The 17,879-nt window shown below is 71.8% G+C and carries 18 protein-coding genes; 9 read left to right on the plus strand and 9 right to left on the minus strand.

All coding sequences use genetic code 11. The features are described from left to right. The first annotated feature begins 3 nt into the window (after positions 1-3). The 3 genes from F4556_RS22105 to F4556_RS22115 all read left to right on the plus strand — a co-directional run bounded on the left by F4556_RS22105 (position 4) and on the right by F4556_RS22115 (position 2,231). Positions 4-735, plus strand: a complete 732-nt coding sequence (locus tag F4556_RS22105; protein ID WP_184918803.1) for an ABC transporter ATP-binding protein — start codon at positions 4-6, stop codon at positions 733-735. Beyond that, entirely contained in the window at positions 732-1,469 is a 738-nt protein-coding gene (locus tag F4556_RS22110; RefSeq protein WP_184918805.1) for an ABC transporter permease, read from the plus strand. The genes F4556_RS22105 and F4556_RS22110 overlap by 4 nt, the downstream gene beginning before the upstream one ends. Before the next feature lie 81 nt (positions 1,470-1,550). Further along, positions 1,551-2,231, plus strand: a complete 681-nt coding sequence (locus F4556_RS22115) for a PH domain-containing protein (protein ID WP_184918807.1) — start codon at positions 1,551-1,553, stop codon at positions 2,229-2,231. A 64-nt stretch (positions 2,232-2,295) separates the two neighbouring features. Here F4556_RS22115 and F4556_RS22120 read toward each other — a convergent pair whose 3' ends face one another. The 3 genes from F4556_RS22120 to F4556_RS22130 all read right to left on the minus strand — a co-directional run bounded on the left by F4556_RS22120 (position 2,296) and on the right by F4556_RS22130 (position 5,484). After that, entirely contained in the window at positions 2,296-3,981 is a 1,686-nt protein-coding gene (locus F4556_RS22120) for a phospho-sugar mutase (protein ID WP_184918809.1), read from the minus strand. Positions 3,982-4,084: 103 nt separating this feature from the next. Then, positions 4,085-4,906, minus strand: coding sequence for a purine-nucleoside phosphorylase (locus tag F4556_RS22125; protein WP_184918811.1), 822 nt, complete (start codon positions 4,904-4,906; stop codon positions 4,085-4,087). Positions 4,907-5,046: 140 nt separating this feature from the next. After that, on the minus strand, positions 5,047-5,484 hold the full coding sequence (locus F4556_RS22130; protein WP_184918813.1) for a gamma-glutamylcyclotransferase family protein: 438 nt from the start codon (positions 5,482-5,484) through the stop codon (positions 5,047-5,049). 160 nt (positions 5,485-5,644) lie between these two features. Between F4556_RS22130 and F4556_RS22135 the strand changes: the two genes are divergently transcribed. Beyond that, entirely contained in the window at positions 5,645-7,099 is a 1,455-nt protein-coding gene (locus F4556_RS22135) for an NAD(P)H-quinone dehydrogenase (protein ID WP_184918815.1), read from the plus strand. A gap of 187 nt (positions 7,100-7,286) precedes the next feature. Further along, positions 7,287-8,213: a DeoR/GlpR family DNA-binding transcription regulator gene (locus F4556_RS22140; protein WP_184918817.1), complete on the plus strand. Its 927-nt coding sequence runs from the start codon at positions 7,287-7,289 to the stop codon at positions 8,211-8,213. A 151-nt stretch (positions 8,214-8,364) separates the two neighbouring features. On the opposite strand, the gene F4556_RS22145 is transcribed toward F4556_RS22140, so the two are convergent. Both F4556_RS22145 and F4556_RS22150 read right to left on the minus strand, forming a co-directional pair. Beyond that, positions 8,365-10,140, minus strand: coding sequence for an acetyl/propionyl/methylcrotonyl-CoA carboxylase subunit alpha (locus F4556_RS22145; protein WP_184918819.1), 1,776 nt, complete (start codon positions 10,138-10,140; stop codon positions 8,365-8,367). A gap of 237 nt (positions 10,141-10,377) precedes the next feature. Beyond that, positions 10,378-11,106 (minus strand): hypothetical protein, encoded by a 729-nt coding sequence (locus tag F4556_RS22150; protein WP_184918821.1) that lies wholly within the window; start codon positions 11,104-11,106, stop codon positions 10,378-10,380. A gap of 269 nt (positions 11,107-11,375) precedes the next feature. Between F4556_RS22150 and F4556_RS22155 the strand changes: the two genes are divergently transcribed. Then, entirely contained in the window at positions 11,376-12,116 is a 741-nt protein-coding gene (locus tag F4556_RS22155; protein ID WP_184918823.1) for an alpha/beta hydrolase family protein, read from the plus strand. On the opposite strand, the gene F4556_RS22160 is transcribed toward F4556_RS22155, so the two are convergent. From F4556_RS22160 to F4556_RS22170, 4 genes are all read right to left on the minus strand, one after another. Further along, positions 12,113-12,709, minus strand: coding sequence for a nucleoside triphosphate pyrophosphatase (locus tag F4556_RS22160; RefSeq protein ID WP_184918825.1), 597 nt, complete (start codon positions 12,707-12,709; stop codon positions 12,113-12,115). The genes F4556_RS22155 and F4556_RS22160 overlap by 4 nt on opposite strands. A gap of 169 nt (positions 12,710-12,878) precedes the next feature. Next, the gene (mmpB, locus tag F4556_RS39755) at positions 12,879-13,004 is read right to left on the minus strand and encodes a morphogenic membrane protein MmpB (RefSeq protein ID WP_376775737.1); all 126 of its coding nucleotides are present in this window, start codon (positions 13,002-13,004) and stop codon (positions 12,879-12,881) included. 53 nt (positions 13,005-13,057) lie between these two features. After that, entirely contained in the window at positions 13,058-13,279 is a 222-nt protein-coding gene (locus tag F4556_RS22165; protein ID WP_057240907.1) for an acyl-CoA carboxylase subunit epsilon, read from the minus strand. A gap of 25 nt (positions 13,280-13,304) precedes the next feature. Beyond that, positions 13,305-14,897 (minus strand): acyl-CoA carboxylase subunit beta, encoded by a 1,593-nt coding sequence (locus F4556_RS22170; protein ID WP_184918827.1) that lies wholly within the window; start codon positions 14,895-14,897, stop codon positions 13,305-13,307. A 274-nt stretch (positions 14,898-15,171) separates the two neighbouring features. On the opposite strand from F4556_RS22170, the gene F4556_RS22175 reads away from it, so the two are divergent. The 3 genes from F4556_RS22175 (at position 15,172) to F4556_RS22185 (ending at position 17,780) form a co-directional block, all read left to right on the plus strand. Beyond that, complete coding sequence (locus F4556_RS22175) at positions 15,172-15,606, plus strand: nuclear transport factor 2 family protein (RefSeq protein ID WP_184918829.1); 435 nt, start codon at positions 15,172-15,174, stop codon at positions 15,604-15,606. A 70-nt stretch (positions 15,607-15,676) separates the two neighbouring features. Continuing rightward, positions 15,677-16,537 carry a biotin--[acetyl-CoA-carboxylase] ligase gene (locus F4556_RS22180; RefSeq protein ID WP_184924957.1) on the plus strand — a complete coding sequence of 287 codons (861 nt, stop codon included), beginning with the start codon at positions 15,677-15,679 and terminating at the stop codon, positions 16,535-16,537. Positions 16,538-16,670: 133 nt separating this feature from the next. Beyond that, positions 16,671-17,780: an adenylate/guanylate cyclase domain-containing protein gene (locus tag F4556_RS22185; protein ID WP_184918831.1), complete on the plus strand. Its 1,110-nt coding sequence runs from the start codon at positions 16,671-16,673 to the stop codon at positions 17,778-17,780. Positions 17,781-17,879 lie beyond the last annotated feature (99 nt).

Raw genomic sequence — 17,879 nt, forward strand, 5'->3', positions numbered from 1 at the left:
CACATGATGAATTCTGCGGCGGGCCCCGCGCCCGCCATCCGGATCAGCGGCCTCACCGTCGCCCGCGGCGGTCACCCCGTCCTGCACGGCCTCGACCTGGACGTCCCGGTCGGATCGGTGACCGGCCTGCTCGGGCCGAGCGGCTGCGGCAAGACCACCCTGCTGCGGTCGATCGTCGGCGTGCAGCGGATCTCGGACGGCCGGGTCGAGGTGCTCGGCGAACCGGCCGGGAGCGCCGGGCTCCGGCACCGGATCGGCTATCTGACCCAGGCCCCGTCCGTCTACGGCGACCTCACCGTCACCGAGAACCTGCGCTACTTCGCCGCCGTGCTCGGCGCCCCGGCCACCGACCCGGACCGGGTGATCGAGGCGGTCGGCCTGACCGCCCACCGGGACCAACGCGCGGCCCGCCTCTCCGGCGGCCAGCGGGCCCGGGTCTCGCTCGCCGCCGCGCTGCTCGGCACCCCCGAACTACTCGTCCTGGACGAGCCCACGGTCGGCCTCGACCCGGTGCTCCGCCGCGACCTCTGGCAGCTCTTCTGCGAACTCGCCGACGCGGGCAGCACCCTGCTGGTCTCCAGCCACGTGATGGACGAGGCGGTGCGCTGCGACCGCCTGCTGCTGATGCGCGACGGCCGCCTGCTCGCCGCCGACACCCCCGCCGGCCTGCTGGCCCGTACCGGCGCCGCCGACGTGGACGCCGCCTTCCTCAGCCTGGTCGGGAGCACCTCGTGAACCTCCGCCGCACCCTGGCCACCGCCCGCCGCGTGCTGGCCCAACTCCGGCACGACCCACGGACCCTGGCGATGCTGCTGGTGGTGCCCTGCCTGCTGCTCACCCTGCTCCGGTACATGTTCGACGGGCAGCCCCAGGTCTTCGACCAGGTCGGCGGCGCGCTGCTGGGCATCTTCCCGCTGCTGGTGATGTTCCTGGTCACCTCGGTCGCGATGCTCCGGGAGCGGACCAGCGGCACCCTGGAACGCCTGCTCACCATGCCGCTCGGCAAGCTCGACCTGCTGCTCGGCTACGCGATCGCCTTCGGCGTGGTCGCCCTGGTCCAGGCCGCGCTGGCCTCCGCCCTCACCCTCGGCCTGCTCGGCCTCGACATCCAGGGCCCGACCTGGCTGGTCTTCGCGGTCGCGGTCGGCGACGGGCTGCTCGGCATGGCGCTCGGCCTGCTGGTCTCCGCGTTCGCCGAGACCGAGTTCCAGGCGGTCCAGTTCCTCCCGGCGGTGATCCTGCCGCAGCTGCTGCTCTGCGGCCTGTTCGTCCCCCGCGAGGCGATGGCCCCCGTGCTCCGCTGGATCTCGGACGTCCTCCCGCTCTCGTACGCGGTCGACGCGATGGACCACCTCACCACCAGCCCCGAGGTGACCGGCGCCGTGGTCCGCGACCTGGCCGTGATCGGCGGCTGCGTGCTGCTCGCCCTCACCCTCGGCGCGGCCACCTTGCGCCGCCGTACGGCCTGACGGGTCGTCGGTTCCCCGACGCCGGGCAGAGCGGCCGCTCCTCCCGGCGTCGGGTGTGAGGGATGGTGCAGAATCGGCCCCATGACCGATTCCGACGGCACGCCCGACCCGGGCAGCCCCGCCTCTGAGCTCAAGTACGCCGACCGCGTCTACCGCTCCGTTCCCGGCGTCATCTCCGGCGTGCTGCTGCTGGCCGTGGCCGGCTGGCTGATCATCGACGCGATGCTGACCGGCACCGGCCGGACGCCCTGGATCGCCCTGGCCACCGCCCCGGTGTTCGTCTTCCCGGTGATCGCCTACACGATCCGGCCGACGGTGCTCGCGAACGACGCCCGGCTGCTGGTCCGCAACCCGTTCCGGACCGTGCACGCCCCCTGGGCCTCGGTCGAGGGCCTGCGGGCCGGGTACTCCGTGGAGCTCTTCGCCGGCGGCAAGAAGTACCAGGTCTGGGCCGTCCCGGTGTCCCTCCGGGCCCGCAAGAAGGCCACCCGCGCGGCCACCCGCGCCGCAGCCGCCGACGACCCCCGCGCCTCCCGCACCGCCGGCCTGGTCAACCCGATGCGCTCCGCCAAGGCCGGCCAGCCCGACCCCACCAAGGCCTGGTCCGACCAGGTGGTCAACACCCTCCTCGAGATCGCCGAACGCAACGCCACCAACCCCGCCGCCGCCGGCCCGGTCGTGGTCCGCTGGTGCTGGTGGATCATCGCCCCCGCCGTGCTCGGCCTGGTCACCCTCGTCACCCTGATCATCGCCACGAACTGACCGAACACGCACCTGTGCCCGGCACCCACACACGGGGAGCCGGGCACAGTCGTGTCACGGGCCGTCAGATGCCGGCCGCAGCCGCCAGGTCGCGCTTGATCGCGGCGAGCAGCTCCGCCGCCCGCGCCCGGGCGTCCGCGAGGTCGGCCGCCGTGGCGACCGGGAGGACGACCTCGAGGTAGCACTTGAGCTTGGGCTCGGTGCCCGAGGGGCGGACCACGATGCGGGCGGCGGTGACCTCGGAGCCGGTCAGGTAGTAGCGGAGGCCGTCGGTCGGCGGCAGCTCGGCGGAACCGGCCGTCAGGTCGTCCGCGCGGGTGACGCGCAGCCCGGCCAGCAGCGTCGGAGGCTGGTCGCGCAGGCGCTGCATGGCGGCGGAGATCAGCGCGAGGTCGTCCACCCGGACCGAGAGCTGGTCGGTGGCGTGCAGGCCGTGCTCCAGCGCGAGGTCGTCGAGCAGGTCGGTCAGGGTGCGGCCGGACTGCTTGAGGGTGGCGGCGAGTTCGGCGACCAGCAGGGCGGCGGTGATGCCGTCCTTGTCGCGGACGCCCTCGGGGTCGACCGAGTAGCCGAGCGCCTCCTCGTAGCCGTACCGCAGGCCCTCGGCCCGGGAGAGCCACTTGAAGCCGGTCAGCGTCTCGGCGTAGCCGAGGCCCGCCGCCGCCGCGATCCGGCCGAGCAGGGTGGAGGAGACGATGGTGGTGGCGAAGACGCCGGTGGCCCGCTTGGCGACCAGGGCGGAGCCGAGCAGCGCGCCCACCTCGTCGCCGCGCAGCATCCGCCAGCCGCCGTTGTCCGCGACGGCGACGGCGCAGCGGTCCGCGTCCGGGTCGTTGGCGATCACGATGTCGGGCCCGACCGAGGCGGCGGTGCGGAACGCGAGGTCCATCGCGCCCGGCTCCTCCGGGTTGGGGAAGGAGACGGTGGGGAAGTCCGGGTCGGGCTCGGCCTGTTCGGCCACCACGGTCGGGGCGGGGAAGCCGGCCTGCTTGAAGGCGGCCACCAGGGTGTCCCGGCCGACGCCGTGCATCGGGGTGTAGACCACGTCGAGGTCGCGGGCCCCGGCCGGGTCGACCACGGTGACGGCGCGGTCCAGGTACGCCTCGACGACGTCGTCGCCGAGCACCTCCCAGCCGCCGTCGGCCAGCGGCACCTGGTCCAGCGAGACGATCGCGTCGATCTCGGCGGCGATGCCCGCGTCGGCGGGCGGGACGATCTGCGAGCCGTCGCCCAGGTAGACCTTGTAGCCGTTGTCCTGCGGCGGGTTGTGGCTGGCGGTCACGGTGACCCCGGCGGCCGCGCCCAGGTGGCGGACGGCGAAGGCCAGCACCGGGGTGGGCAGCGCGCGGGGCAGCAGGGCGGCGCGCAGCCCGGCGCCGACCACCACGGCGGCGGTGTCGCGGGCGAAGTCGTACGACTTGTGCCGGGCGTCGTAGCCGATCACCACGAGGTCGCCGAGCTGTTCGGCCTTCACGTACGCGACCAGGCCGGCGGCGGCCCGGATCACCACGGCGCGGTTCATCCGCATCGGGCCCGCGCCCAGCTCGCCGCGGAGCCCGGCGGTGCCGAACTGGAGCCGGTCGCTGAAGCGTTCGGCCAGCCGGGACCAGGCGATCCGCTCGCCGGCCTCGGGCTCGCCCTCGGCGGCGGCCAGCAGCGCGGTGAGCTCCGCCCGGGTCTGCGGGTCCGGGTCCTCGGCGAGCCAGGTCCGGGCGCGCGCGAGCAGATCGGTGGTCGGTGCCTGGGACATTGCTGCCAGCTCCCTCTGAGGGTGAGTGGGACAAAGAGACGGAGCCGCCTCCCCGGACAACGGGTCGACGGCTCCGGACTACTGATTCTGCGTCAGGTGACGGTCAGATCCGCTCAAGGACCTTCGCCAGCAGCGCGCCCATCCGCTCGGCGCTGGCCTTGCCGGCCTCCAGCACCTCTTCGTGGTTGAGCGGCTCGCCGGTGATGCCGGCCGCCAGGTTGGTGACCAGCGAGATGCCCAGCACCTCGGCGCCGGCCTCGCGGGCGGCGATCGCCTCCAGCGTGGTGGACATGCCGACCAGCTCGCCGCCGATCGCCCGGACCATGCCGATCTCGGCCGGGGTCTCGTAGTGCGGGCCGCGGAACTGCACGTAGACGGCCTCGTCGAGGGAGGAGTCCACCTCGCGGCAGAGCTCGCGCAGCCGCTTGGAGTACAGGTCGGTGAGGTCGACGAAGTTGGCGCCGACGATCGGGGAGTCCGCGGTGAGGTTGATGTGGTCGCTGATCAGCACCGGCTGACCGGGCACCCAGCCCTCGCGCAGACCACCGCAGCCGTTGGTCAGCACCACGGTCTCGACGCCCGCCGCGACGGCGGTGCGGACACCGTGCACCACGGTGGCCACGCCGTGACCCTCGTAGTAGTGGTTGCGGCCGAGGAAGATCAGCGCGCGCTTGTCGCCGATCTTCACCGAGCGGATCTTGCCCGAGTGGCCGGCCACGGCCGGGGCCGGGAAGCCGGGCAGGTCGGTGACCGGGAACTCAGCCACGGTCTCGCCGAGGGCGTCGGCAGCCGGCACCCAGCCGGAGCCCATCACCAGGGCGACGTCGTGGCGCTCGGCACCGGTCAGCTCACGCAGACGCGCGGCGGCCGCCTGGGCGGCGGCGTAGGGGTCGGCGGAGACGTTGGACTGAGGAGATGCGTTCACGTCACCGAGAATAGACGGCAATCGCCTACGCGCGTAGACATACCCGGCGAACCATGCCGGATCGTTACCCGGATGACCTAGAGACCCAAACGAACACCCGCTACGGGCCGCCCTGTTCGGATGGTCCTACAAGTCGGTCGTCAGCAGGGCCGTCGTCGCAGGTCCAGCACGTAGTCGTGCGGCGCGCCCGCGCTCTCCGCCGCGTCCGCGATCATGCCCAGGTAGCGGGCGGCGGGCAGCCCGCCCTCCCAGTCGTTCAGCACGTACGTCCAGACCGGGATGTCCCCGTCCAGGGTGTGCGCCCGCAGCCGGATCTTCCGGTAGATGCCGAGCTGCACGCCCTCCCAGCGGTCGAGCCCGTCCTCGTCCATCGGCGCGACGTCGTAGAGCGAGACGAAGACCTGCTCCTTCTCGTCCTCCACCACGGTGGCCAGCGAACCCTCCCAGCCCAGCTGCTCGCCGCCGAAGGTCATCCGCCAGCCGTCCAGCCACCCGGTGCCGCGCAGCGGCGAGTGGGGGGCGCGGCGGCTCATCTGCCGGGCGTCGAGGTTCGTGGCGTACGCGGCGTAGAGGGGCATGGGCGCCACCATACGGGAGAGCGGCGCTCGCGAGGGAGCGGGTACGGAGCTTCTGACGGTCCGTCCGAACACGCATTCCGGACAGTTCACGACCGGCTCCGATCGGAGCTGAGCACAATGCAACGCCCCCGGCGTGGCGCCGGTCTCGGCGTACGGGACAATGGTGCCTGTGACTCGGATCGTGATCATCGGTGGCGGACCCGGCGGATATGAGGCGGCCCTCGTGGCCGCCCAGCTCGGCGCGGAGGTGACCGTTGTCGACCGCGACGGTCTGGGCGGATCGGCGGTGCTGACGGACTGCGTGCCGTCCAAGACCCTGATCGCGACGGCGGAGGTGATGACCACCTTCGACAGCTCGTACGAGGAGCTGGGCATCATCGTCGCGGACGACACCCCGCCGATCGAGGGATCGGCCCGGGTGGTCGGGGTCGACCTCGGCAAGGTCAACCGACGGGTGAAGCGCCTCGCCATCGCCCAGTCGCACGACATCACCCAGTCGGTCACCCGGGCGGGCGTCACCGTGCTGCGCGGCAAGGGCCGGCTCGGCGCCGGCGGCCAGGCGGCGGACGGCTCCCGCGAGGTGATCGTGGACGGTGCCGACGGCTCGACCGAGACGCTCCGGGCCGACGCCGTGCTGATCGCCACCGGCGTGCACCCGCGCGAGCTCCCGGACGCCCAGCCGGACGGCGAGCGGATCCTGAACTGGACCCAGGTCTACGAGCTGGAGGAGCTGCCCCGCGAGCTGATCGTGGTCGGCTCGGGCGTCACCGGCGCCGAGTTCGCCGGTGCGTACCAGGCGCTCGGCTCCAAGGTCACCCTGGTCTCCTCCCGCGACCGGGTGCTGCCGGGCGAGGACCCGGACGCCGCCGAGGTGCTCGAAGAGGTCTTCCGCCGGCGCGGCATGAACGTGATGTCCCGCTCGCGGGCCGAGAGCGCCAAGCGGATCGGCGACCGGGTCGAGGTCACCCTCGCCGACGGCACCGCGATCGAGGGCACCCACTGTCTGATGGCGGTCGGCTCGATCCCCAACACCGCAGGGCTCGGTCTGGAGGAGGCCGGGGTCAAGCTCAACGACTGGGGCCAGATCCAGGTCGACCGGGTCTCCCGGACCAGCGCCCCCGGCGTGTACGCGGCCGGTGACTGCACCGGTGTCTTCATGCTCGCCTCGGTCGCCGCGATGCAGGGCCGGATCGCGATGTACCACGTGCTCGGCGACGCGGTGCAGCCGCTGAACCTGAAGACGGTGGCCTCCAACGTCTTCACCGACCCGGAGATCGCCACGGTCGGCTACACCGCCACCGACGTCTCCTGCGGGAAGATGGACGCGGTCGAGGTCAAGCTCCCGCTCCGGGGCAACCCGCGGGCCAAGATGCAGGGCATCCGGGACGGCTTCGTGAAGCTGTTCGCCCGCCCTGGCACCGGCATCGTGGTCGGTGGTGTGGTGGTCGCGCCGCGCGCCAGCGAACTCATCCATTCGATCTCGCTCGCCGTGGACAACAACTTGACGGTCGAACAGGTGGCCGGTGCCTTCACCGTCTACCCGTCACTCTCCGGCTCCACCGCCGAGGCCGCCCGCCAGCTGCACATCCGCAAGCGCGAGGACTCGGACTCCTGAGCTGCGGAACCTAGTTGAGGCGGTCGCCGATGGCGGCCGCCTCTGCCGTCTCACCCGCCCGGCCGAGCGTGACCGCCGGTAGCTGACGGCGCGTATTGTACGGTCGCACGCTGCTCCGAGGTGAGCATTTCCCGATACCAGCTGCAAACGCCTGAAAGCAGACGGTCATTCAGTTACCGTCGGTTCTGTGTTTGCTGCAGAACGTCGCCAGTTGATCCTCGAAATGGTGCGCGCCAACGGAGCGGTATCGCTCCGCGAGTTGGCCCGCGTCGTCCAGACCTCCGAAGTCACCGTACGTCGGGACGTACGGGCGCTGGAGGCCGAAGGGCTGCTCGACCGCCGGCACGGCGGCGCGGTGCTCCCCGGCGGCTTCAGCAGGGAGCCCGGCTATCCGCAGAAGACCCATCTCGCGGCCGCCGAGAAGAGCGCGATCGCCGATCTCGCCGCCTCGATGGTCGAGGAGGGGGACGCCGTGGTGGTCGGCGCGGGCACCACCACCCAGGAGTTGGCCCGTCGGCTGGCCCGGGTGCCGGGCCTGACGGTGGTCACCAACTCGCTGCTGGTCGCCCAGGCGCTGGCCCACGCCAACCGGGTGGAGGTGGTGATGACCGGCGGTACGCTGCGCGGTTCCAACTACGCCCTGGTGGGCAGCGGGGCGGAGCAGTCGCTGCACGGGCTGCGGGTCTCCAAGGCCTTCATCTCCGGCAGTGGTCTGACCGCCGAGCGCGGGCTCTCCACCACCAACATGCTCTCCGCGAGCGTGGACCGGGCACTGGTGCAGTCGGCCACCGAGGTCATCGTCCTCGCCGACCACACCAAGCTCGGCGCGGACACCATGTTCCAGACCGTCCCGACCGAGGCGATCACCCGCCTGGTGACGGACGAACAGGCCGCCGGGACCGACCCGACGGCCCGCGAGCTGGACGCGCTCGCCGACTGCGGCGTGCAGATCTCGATCGCCCCGCTCGGCTCCCCGGCCGAGCCCCCCGTCCACCAGCAGTCCGCCCCGGTCAACGCGGCCCCCCGACGCCCGGCCCCCCTGCCCGGCCAGCGCCGACCGGCCCACCAACTCCCGGGCCGGCTGACCGAACTGAGCGCCCCTCGTGGGCGGTGAACGGTCAGGGGCTCGGGGAACTGCGACGCCGGCCTCGTGAAAGGTGATCCGTCCGTGCGTGGTCAGGCACTTTGCATTTTGACCCGCACGCCAGATCTCGTCGCCGTTCCCCGAGCCCCTGGACCGTAAATGGCCGAGCCCGGTTCTAGGCTCAGTCCTTGATCTCGCAGAGCACCGCGCCACTGCTCACGCTGCCACCGACCTCGGCCTTGAGGCCGGTGACGGTGCCCGCCTTGTGGGCGTTGAGCGGCTGCTCCATCTTCATCGCCTCCAGGACCACGATCAGCTCGCCCTCGGCGACCACCTGGCCCTCCTCGACGGCGACCTTGACGATGGTGCCCTGCATCGGCGAGGCCAGCGTGTCACCGCTGGCCGCCGCGCCGGCCTTCTTGGCGCCGACCCGGCGCTTGGCCTTGCCGGTGGCCGAGGCGCCGGCCGCCGGTGCGGAGGAGACCCCGAGCGAGGAGGGCAGCGAGACCTCGATCCGCTTGCCGCCGACCTCGACCACCACGGTCTCCCGCTGGTCGGCCTCGTCCGCGTCCGCGCCACCGCCGGTGAAGGCCGGGATGGTGTTGGCGAACTCGGTCTCGATCCACCGGGTGAAGACCGTGAACGGGCCCTCGCCGCCGTGCACCTCGGGCGCGAACGCCGGGTCGGTGACGACCGCCTGGTGGAACGGGATGGCGGTGGCCATGCCCTCGACCTTGAACTCCGACAGCGCCCGGGCCGCGCGCTGCAGCGCCTGCTTGCGGGTGGCGCCGGTGACGATCAGCTTGGCCAGCAGCGAGTCCCAGGCGGGGCCGATGACCGAGCCGGTCTCGACGCCCGCGTCCAGCCGGACACCGGGGCCGGACGGCGGCGCGAACAGGGTCACGGTGCCGGGCGCCGGGAGGAAGTTGCGGCCCGGGTCCTCGCCGTTGATGCGGAACTCCAGCGAGTGGCCGCGGATCTCCGGGTCGTCGTACCCGAGCTCCTCGCCGTCGGCGATCCGGAACATCTCGCGGACCAGGTCGATCCCGGTGACCTCCTCGGAGACCGGGTGCTCCACCTGGAGGCGGGTGTTGACCTCCAGGAAGGAGATCAGCCCGTCCTGGGAGACCAGGAACTCGCAGGTGCCGGCGCCGACGTAGCCCGCCTCGCGGAGGATCGCCTTGGAGGCCCGGTACAGCTCCGCGTTCTGCTCGTCCGTCAGGAACGGCGCGGGCGCCTCCTCGACCAGCTTCTGGTGCCGGCGCTGGAGCGAGCAGTCACGGGTGGAGACGACCACCACGTTGCCGTGCTGGTCGGCCAGGCACTGGGTCTCCACGTGCCGCGGGTTGTCCAGGTACTGCTCGACGAAGCACTCGCCGCGACCGAAGGCGGCGACCGCCTCGCGGACCGCCGACTCGTACAGCTCGGGGATCTCCTCCAGCGTGCGGGCGACCTTGAGGCCGCGGCCGCCGCCGCCGAACGCCGCCTTGATGGCGACCGGCAGACCGTGCTCGCGGGCGAACACCACGACCTCGTCGGCACCCTGGACCGGCTCCGGCGTACCGGCCACCAGCGGGGCACCGGCGCGCTGGGCGACGTGACGGGCGGTCACCTTGTCGCCGAGGTCGCGGATCGCCTGCGGCGGCGGGCCGATCCAGGTCAGGCCCGCGTCGATCACGGCCTGCGCGAAGTCCGCGTTCTCGGACAGGAAGCCGTAACCGGGGTGGATCGCGTCCGCCCCGGAGTCCGCGGCCGCCTGGAGCACCTTGCCGATGTCCAGGTAGCTGGTACCGGGGGTGTCGCCGCCGAGCGCGTACGCCTCGTCGGCCGCACGGACGTGGAGGGCGTCCCGGTCCGGCTCGGCGTAGACGGCGACGCTGGCGATACCGGCATCCGAGCAGGCCCGGGCGACTCGGACGGCGATTTCGCCACGGTTGGCGATGAGCACCTTGCGCACGTTTGGCTCCCTTCTTGAACCTCGTTGAGTTTATGGATTGCAAGGGTGTACCGGCGAGTAGCCCCAGGTGGTGAGCTTGCCCACACGGAGCGTGACGCGTATTCGTGATCACCCGGATACGGAGCGGCATGCGCCGCTGGTGGCGACGTTACGCGGTCGGCCTATAGCGGACCCGAAGCCGCCCGGGGACGCTCCGGGCGCGCCGTGGCCTTCACCACATCACCTGCACCGTCCGCCTCATCCGGCCGTCGCGAACGCTTTGGCCGTGACGTCCGACGCGAGTTCCACCACGTCGGGTCCGTACACGTGTGGGTTGATGACCCGGAGCACCAGGGCGAAGGCGCCGTCCCGGCCGTACCGGCGGGCCAGCTGCCGGTGGTTGGCGGTCAGGTAGCGCACCGCGGCGTGGTTGGAGGTCGCGGTCTGACCCGCGATCAGGAACACCGGGCGGCTGCCCTCGGCGGCGTGCACCCGGGCCAGCAGGACGTACGCCTTCGGTATCTCGTCGTCGTGTTCGTGGCGGAACAGTTCGTCGCCCGCCATGATGGTGTCGCTGTAGGTCCGCCCCGGTTCCGTGACGAAGCCCGCCCCGGGCAGCCAGTTCCGCAGGTGGGCGGCGGTCCGCTCGTTGCTGTCGGGGCCGCCGAGGCAGAACTCGGCCTTGCCGCCCAGCCCCTGGCGGACCTGGTCGTGCGCGACGATGTCGGCCTGCGCGCCGCACTCCTTGACCAGCGCGGCCAACTCCATCAGCGCGTACACGTCGTTGCGCGAGACGCTCTTCGAACTGGCAGCCGGGGACTGCCGGTTGACCACCAGCAGGCACTCGGTGCCGCCGGGCATGCCGAAGAACTCCCGCACCCGGCCGAGCCGTCGGCGACGGCGCACGGTCTGGGCGAGCCAGCCGAGACCGGCGCTGATGGCGCTGGCCAGCAGGCCGAGCACCAGGTTGAGCAGGCTGTCGATCATCGCGCCGTCCCTTCCTGGTTCCGCTCCGATCCGGCGACCGCGCCAGCCTAGCGGCCGGGCCCATCCGGTGAGGGTGGCTCAGGGCAACAGATGTACGGGTCAGGATCTGTTCGGATCAGCACGACGGAAGTGGAGGCGGAGGATCCGGTTCGGCCGGTGTCCAACCGTGATGGTCTGGACCATTGACGACGATTCCCGTCGATCCCTAGCGTTTCGGGCGACGGTCGCCACCCGGTGCCCGTCGTCAACTCGACGGGGGAGTCGAAGAGATGAAGCTACGTACGGTCGTGCCCGCGGTCGGCGGACTGGCCGCAGTGCTGCTGCTCGCGGGCTGCGGCAGCGACGGCCCGGCCGCGGCCGCGCCCAGCCCGAGCGCCTCCACCTACGGCTGCCTGGAGCAGACCAGGGCCGACAAGGGGTCGTTCGGACTCGACAGCGTGGCCAAGCGGGACGCCTACTACCAGGACTCGGACGCCGGAAAGGCCAAGGTCGCGGTGGTGTTCTCGCACGAGAACGGGGCCACGCTCTGCGACTGGATCCCGTTCGTCGAGGACTTCACCAAGGCCGGCTACGCCACCCTGGCCTACACCTCGGCCGGTGACCTGCCGCTGGACATCGAGGCGGCGGCCAAGTACCTCAAGGGCAAGGGTGTCGAGAAGGTGGTCCTGGTGGGCGCCTCCAAGGGCGGCACCGGCTCGCTGGCGGCCGCCGCGACGCCCGGCGGTTCGCTCCCGGTGGCGGCCGTGGTGACCCTCAGCTCGCCCACCAACTTCGGCAGTTGGGCCGGGGTGGCGGCGATCGCCAAGATCAAGGCACCGCTGTTCATCGCCGCCCAGGAGGGTGACCAGCCGTTCGCGGAGAACGCCGCCGAACTGGCCGCGGCGGCCACCGCACCGGTCAAGGAGCTGAAGATCTACCAGGGCACCAGTCACGGCGCCCGGCTGCTCCCGCAGGGCACCGCCAAGGCCGACCTGCTCGCCTTCCTGGCGAAGAACGCACCGAGCAGTTAGCTCCAGAGGTCGGTGATCCGGACGTCGAGGTCGGCCAGCAGGCGTCGCAGCAGCGGCAGCGACAGGCCGATCACGTTGCCCGGGTCGCCGTCGATGCCGTCGATGAACGGCGCCGAGCGGCCGTCCAGGGTGAACGCCCCCGCCACGTGCAGGGGTTCGCCCGAGGCGATGTAGGCGGCCAGCTCGGCGTCGTCCGGGGTGCCGAACCGGACGGTGGTCGAGGCGGTCGCCGAGGACTCCTTGCCGGTCACGGTGTCGATCACGCAGTGGCCGGTCCGCAGGATGCCCTCGCGGCCACGCATCGCCTGCCAGCGGGCCAGCGCGTCGGCCGGGTCGGTGGGCTTGCCGAGCGCCTGCCCGTCCAGCTCCAGCACCGAGTCGCACCCGATCACGAGCTGACCCTCGGTCAACTCCCCGGCCACCGCCCGGGCCTTGGCCTCGGCCAGCACCAACGCGAGCTCGGCCGGGGTCGGCGCGTCGATCGCGTCCTCGTCCACCCCGCTCACGATCACCTGCGGGTCGAGGCCCGCCTGACGCAGCAGCCCGAGCCGGGCGGGGGAGGCGGAGGCGAGGACCACTACACGTTCACTCATACGCACCACCTTAACCAGGCACTACCCAGGGGCTCGGGGAACTGCGACGCCGACCCTTGCAAGGTGGTCCGTGCGTAGGTGGTCAGGCACTTTCGCAGTGACCCGAGCGCCAGATCTCCTCGCAGTTCCCCGAGCCCCTGGACCGTAGCCCCGGAGCGCCTGCCAAGGGTCAGAGCATCAGGAGGACCGCCATCACCAAGGCGATCGCCGCCAGCACCGGCCCGGCCCGTCGCAGCATTCGCTGTACGCGACGGGCCTCGGCCGATGTTTCGTCCCGGGGGTCTGACCAGAGCACCTTCTCAGGGTGCGCCGCCGACCACCCGGAACGCTTGAGTACGGATACTCAACTCAGCCCGCCCACCCGGACGTGCGCCAGACGTTCAAGCCGGGCTTCGGCGTGTGCCGCATCCGCCGTGCCCGGTCGTTCCAGGCCGAGGCCGGGCCACCACCCGCGCGGCGGGCCGCCTCCGCGGCGGCCTGTGCGGCGGCGGCCCGGGCTGAGACCACCGCCAGGACGGTGGCCAGCTCCTCGGGGGTCGGCTGCCCGTGCAGCACCTGAATCGGAGTCATAGCTCAATCATCTCCCCGTGAACGCCTAGAGCGGAATGTTGCCGTGCTTCTTCGGCGGCAGGACCTCGCGCTTGCCGCGCAGCGCCCGCAGCCCCCGGACGATGTGCCGGCGGGTCTCGCTCGGCGCGATCACCGCGTCCACGTAGCCGCGTTCGGCGGCCAGGTACGGGTTGAGCAGGGTGTCCTCGTACTCGGCGACCAGCTCGGCGCGGCGGGCGTCGACGTCCTCGCCGGCCTTGGCCGCCTCGGCCAGCTCGCGGCGGTAGACGATGTTCGCGGCGCCCTGGGCGCCCATCACGGCGATCTGCGCGGTCGGCCAGGCCAGGTTGAGGTCGGCGCCGAGGTGCTTGGAGCCCATCACGTCGTACGCGCCGCCGAAGGCCTTGCGGGTGATCACGGTGATCATCGGGACGGTCGCCTCGGCGTACGCGAAGATCAGCTTGGCGCCGCGCCGGATGATGCCGTTCCACTCCTGCTCGGTGCCGGGCAGGAAGCCGGGCACGTCGACGAAGGTGATCACCGGGATGTTGAAGGCGTCGCAGGTGCGGATGAACCGGGCGGCCTTCTCGCTGGCGTTGATGTCCAGGCAGCCGGCCAGGTCCATCGGCTGGTTGCCGACCACGCCGACCGGGTGGCCCTCGACCCGGCCGAAGCCGGTCAGGATGTTGCCGGCGTAGAGCGACTGGGTCTCCAGGAACTCGCCGTCGTCGAGGACGTGCTCGATCACCTTGTGCATGTCGTACGGCTGGTTCGCCGAGTCCGGCACCAGGGTGTCGAGTTCGAGGTCCTCGTCGGTGACCGCGAGGTCGGCCTCCTCGGGGAAGGCCGGCGGCTCGGAGAGGTTGTTGGAGGGCAGGTACGAGAGCAGGCTCTTGACGTACTCGATCGCCTCCTTCTCGTCCGCCGCGAGGTAGTGGGCGTTGCCGGACTTGGCGTTGTGGGTGCGGGCGCCGCCCAGCTCCTCCATGCCGACGTCCTCGCCGGTGACGGTCTTGATCACGTCCGGGCCGGTGATGAACATGTGCGAGGTCTGGTCGGCCATCACCACGAAGTCGGTGATCGCGGGGGAGTAGACCGCGCCGCCCGCGCACGGGCCCATGATCAGCGAGATCTGCGGGATGACGCCCGAGGCGTGCACGTTGCGGCGGAAGATCTCGCCGTACAGGCCGAGCGAGACCACGCCCTCCTGGATCCGGGCGCCGCCGGAGTCGTTGATGCCGATCACCGGGCAGCCGGTCTTCAGCGCGAAGTCCATCACCTTGACGATCTTCTCGCCGAACACCTCGCCGAGCGAGCCGCCGAAGACGGTGAAGTCCTGGGCGAAGACGGCGATCTGACGGCCGTCCACGGTGCCGTAGCCGGTCACCACGCCGTCGCCGTACGGCCGGTTCTTCTCCTGGCCGAAGTTGACCGAGCGGTGCCGGGCGAACTCGTCGAACTCCACGAAGGAGTCCTCGTCCAGCAGCTCCTGGACCCGCTCACGGGCCGTCAGCTTGCCCTTGGCGTGCTGCTTCTCGACGGCGGCCGCCGAGCCGGAGTGCACGGCCTCGTCGATCCTGCGGCGCAGGTCGGCGAGCTTGCCGGCAGTGGTGTGCGGGTCGTGCGACGCCTCGGTCATCCGGTCGGCTCTCCCTGATCCATCGGCCGCTCCCGGTGCATGACTGCGTGAGGGCAGGTGCGGCGTTGCGAACTACCGCTGGGTAGCGTAGCCAGCCCGGGGCCGTTCCGGTTATGGCCAGCGACACAGTGCAGTCGGGCGTGTTTCTGCGGCAGCATGGTGCGGCCCACGGCCGGTCGCCTGGCCCGGATCTCCCATGTAACCCCTATTCACCGTTGTAACGGTTAGAGTAGGGGTTGTCCGGTCATTCCCGCGCGACCAGTGAGGATCCGTCATGTCCGCTGTCCGGCCCCCGCTTCCGCCGTTCACCGCCGAGAGCGCCGCCGCCAAGGTGCAGGCGGCCGAGGACGCCTGGAACTCCCGCGATCCGGAGCGGGTGGCGCTGGCGTACACACCCGACTCGGCCTGGCGCAACCGCGACGAGTTCCTCACCGGCCGCGAGGAGATCGTCGAGTTCCTCACCCGGAAGTGGGCCAAGGAGGAGGAGTACGCGCTGCGCAAGGAGCTGTGGGCGTACACCGGCAACCGGATCTCGGTGCGTTTCACCTACGAGTGGCGCGACAAGGCCGGCCAGTGGTGGCGCAGCCACGGCAACGAGCAGTGGGAGTTCGCCGAGGACGGCCTGATGCGCCGTCGGGAGGCGAGCATCAACGACCAGCCGATCGCCGAGGCGGACCGCAGCATCTTCGGGCCCCGCGAGACCCCTTGACCGGAAGGCCGGTCGGTACGCTGGCCCGGTGACCGAGAGCGCCGAGAATCCCCGCCCCCGCCGCAGTGGACTGCGTGGCTTCGGCCACGACGGGCCCTCCCCCTGGACCGACCTGGAGCGGCCGCCGCTCGACCAGGCGGCACTGCGGCGGGACCTGCTGACCCCGGGCGGGCTGTGGACGGCGCTGGACGTGCTGGCCGGCACCGGTTCGACCAACACCGATCTGGCGGCCCGGGCCAAGCTGGGTGCCGCCGAGGGTGCGGTGCTGGTGGCCGAGGAGCAGACGGCCGGCCGGGGCCGGCTGGAGCGGCAGTGGTCGGCGCCCGCGCGCTCGGGGCTCTTCCTCTCGCTGCTGCTGCGGCCGAAGGACGTCCCGATGGAGCGGTACGGCTGGCTGCCGATCCTGGTCGGGGTGGCGGCCGCGGCCACCCTGAGCCGGGTCGCCGGGGTGGACACCGGCCTGAAGTGGCCGAACGACCTGCAGGTCACCGTGGGCGGCGCCGAGCGCAAGCTCGGCGGCATCCTGACCGAGCTGAGCGACGGTGCGGTGGTGGTCGGACTCGGCGTCAACGTCTCGCTGCGCGAGGAGGAGCTGCCGGTGCCGACCGCGACCTCGCTGGTGCTGGCCGGGGCCGAGGTGACCGACCGGGAGACCCTGCTGCGCTCGCTGCTGCGCGAGTTCGCCGAGCTGTACGGCGAGTGGGTGGCCGCCGCGGGCGACCCGCAGGCGAGCGGGCTGCTGCCCGCGTACACCGCCCGCTGCACCACCCTGGGCCGCCCGGTGAAGGTCCAACTGCCGGGTGACCGCGAGCTGTTGGGCGAGGCGGTGGCGATCGACGGGGACGGCAGGCTGGTGGTCAGGTCGGCCGACGGCACCCGCCACCCGGTGGCGGCCGGGGACGTCGTGCACGTACGACCGCAGCAGGCCTGAATCCGTCCACGAGCCGGACGGCTCCCGAGCGGATGCCCCGGATCGGGGGATTCCGTGCGACGATTCCACCTGGCAGCGGTGTGAGGCGCACCACTACCCGCGTGGTGGTCGGTCGCCCCTGGACAGTCAGGACATGAGGCAAGTGCGGCAACCGCACGGGGACGGACCGGTGGTACACGAAGACGGCGGTGGCGAGGAGCCGGACCACGACGGCCGGACGGTCGCGCTGGACCTGGAGCGCCTGATCCTCGACGCGCCGCGCAGATACACGCCGTACCAGGCCGCCCGTGCCGCCGACGTCCCGATGGAGCTGGCCACCCGGTTCTGGCGCGCGATGGGCTTCCCCGACATCGGCCAGTCCCGCGCCCTCACCGACGGCGACGTGATCGCGCTCCGCCGGCTGGCCGGTCTGGTCGAGTCCGGACTGCTCAGCGAGTCGATGGCGATCCAGGTGGCCCGCTCCACCGGCCAGACCACCGCCCGGCTGGCGGGCTGGCAGATGGACACCTTCCTGGACAACCTGACCCAGGCGGTCGAGCCCGGCCTGACCAGGGCCGAGGTGGCCTACCCACTGGTCGAGCTGCTGCTGCCGGAGCTGGAGCAGTTCCTGGTGTACGTCTGGCGGCGTCAACTCGCCGCCGTCACCGGGCGGGTGGTGCAGGCCGCCGAGGACACCGAGATCACCAGCGGTCGGCTCGCGGTCGGATTCGCGGATCTGGTCGGCTTCACCCGGCTGTCCCGGCGGCTGGAGGAGGAGGAGCTCGGCGAGCTGGTGGAGAGCTTCGAGAACACCTGCTCCGACCTGATCGCGGGTCACGGCGGCCGGGTGGTGAAGACCCTCGGCGACGAGATCCTGTACGTCTCGGAGGACCCGGCCACCGCCGCCGAGATCGCGCTCAGCCTGGTCGAGGCGCTGGCCGACGAGGAGAACATCCCGGCGCTGCGGGTCGGGATGGCCTTCGGCACCGTGACCTCCCGGATGGGCGATGTCTTCGGCACCACGGTCAACCTGGCCAGCCGGCTCACCTCGATCGCGCCCAAGGACGCCGTACTGCTGGACGGCGAGCTCGCGGCCGCGCTGGAGGGCAGCGGCGCCGCCGAGCCCTCCGGGGAGCCGGACGGCACCGAGCTGGCCGGGCCGCACCGCTTCCATCTGCAGCCGATGTGGCGCCGTCCGGTCCGCGGTCTGGGGCTGGTTGAGCCATGGCTGCTCACCCGGATCGGGCGCACCCACCTGCCGTAACACGGGGGGCCCGGTAGTTGATTCGCCCGGCCTCGCCCCGACAGAGCTCAAACAAAGCTCCGACAAAACGGACAAAGTCTTAACAAAGCGTCATAACCT

The sequence above is a fragment of the Kitasatospora gansuensis genome (assembly GCF_014203705.1).
Classification (GTDB): Bacteria; Actinomycetota; Actinomycetes; order Streptomycetales; family Streptomycetaceae; genus Kitasatospora; species Kitasatospora gansuensis.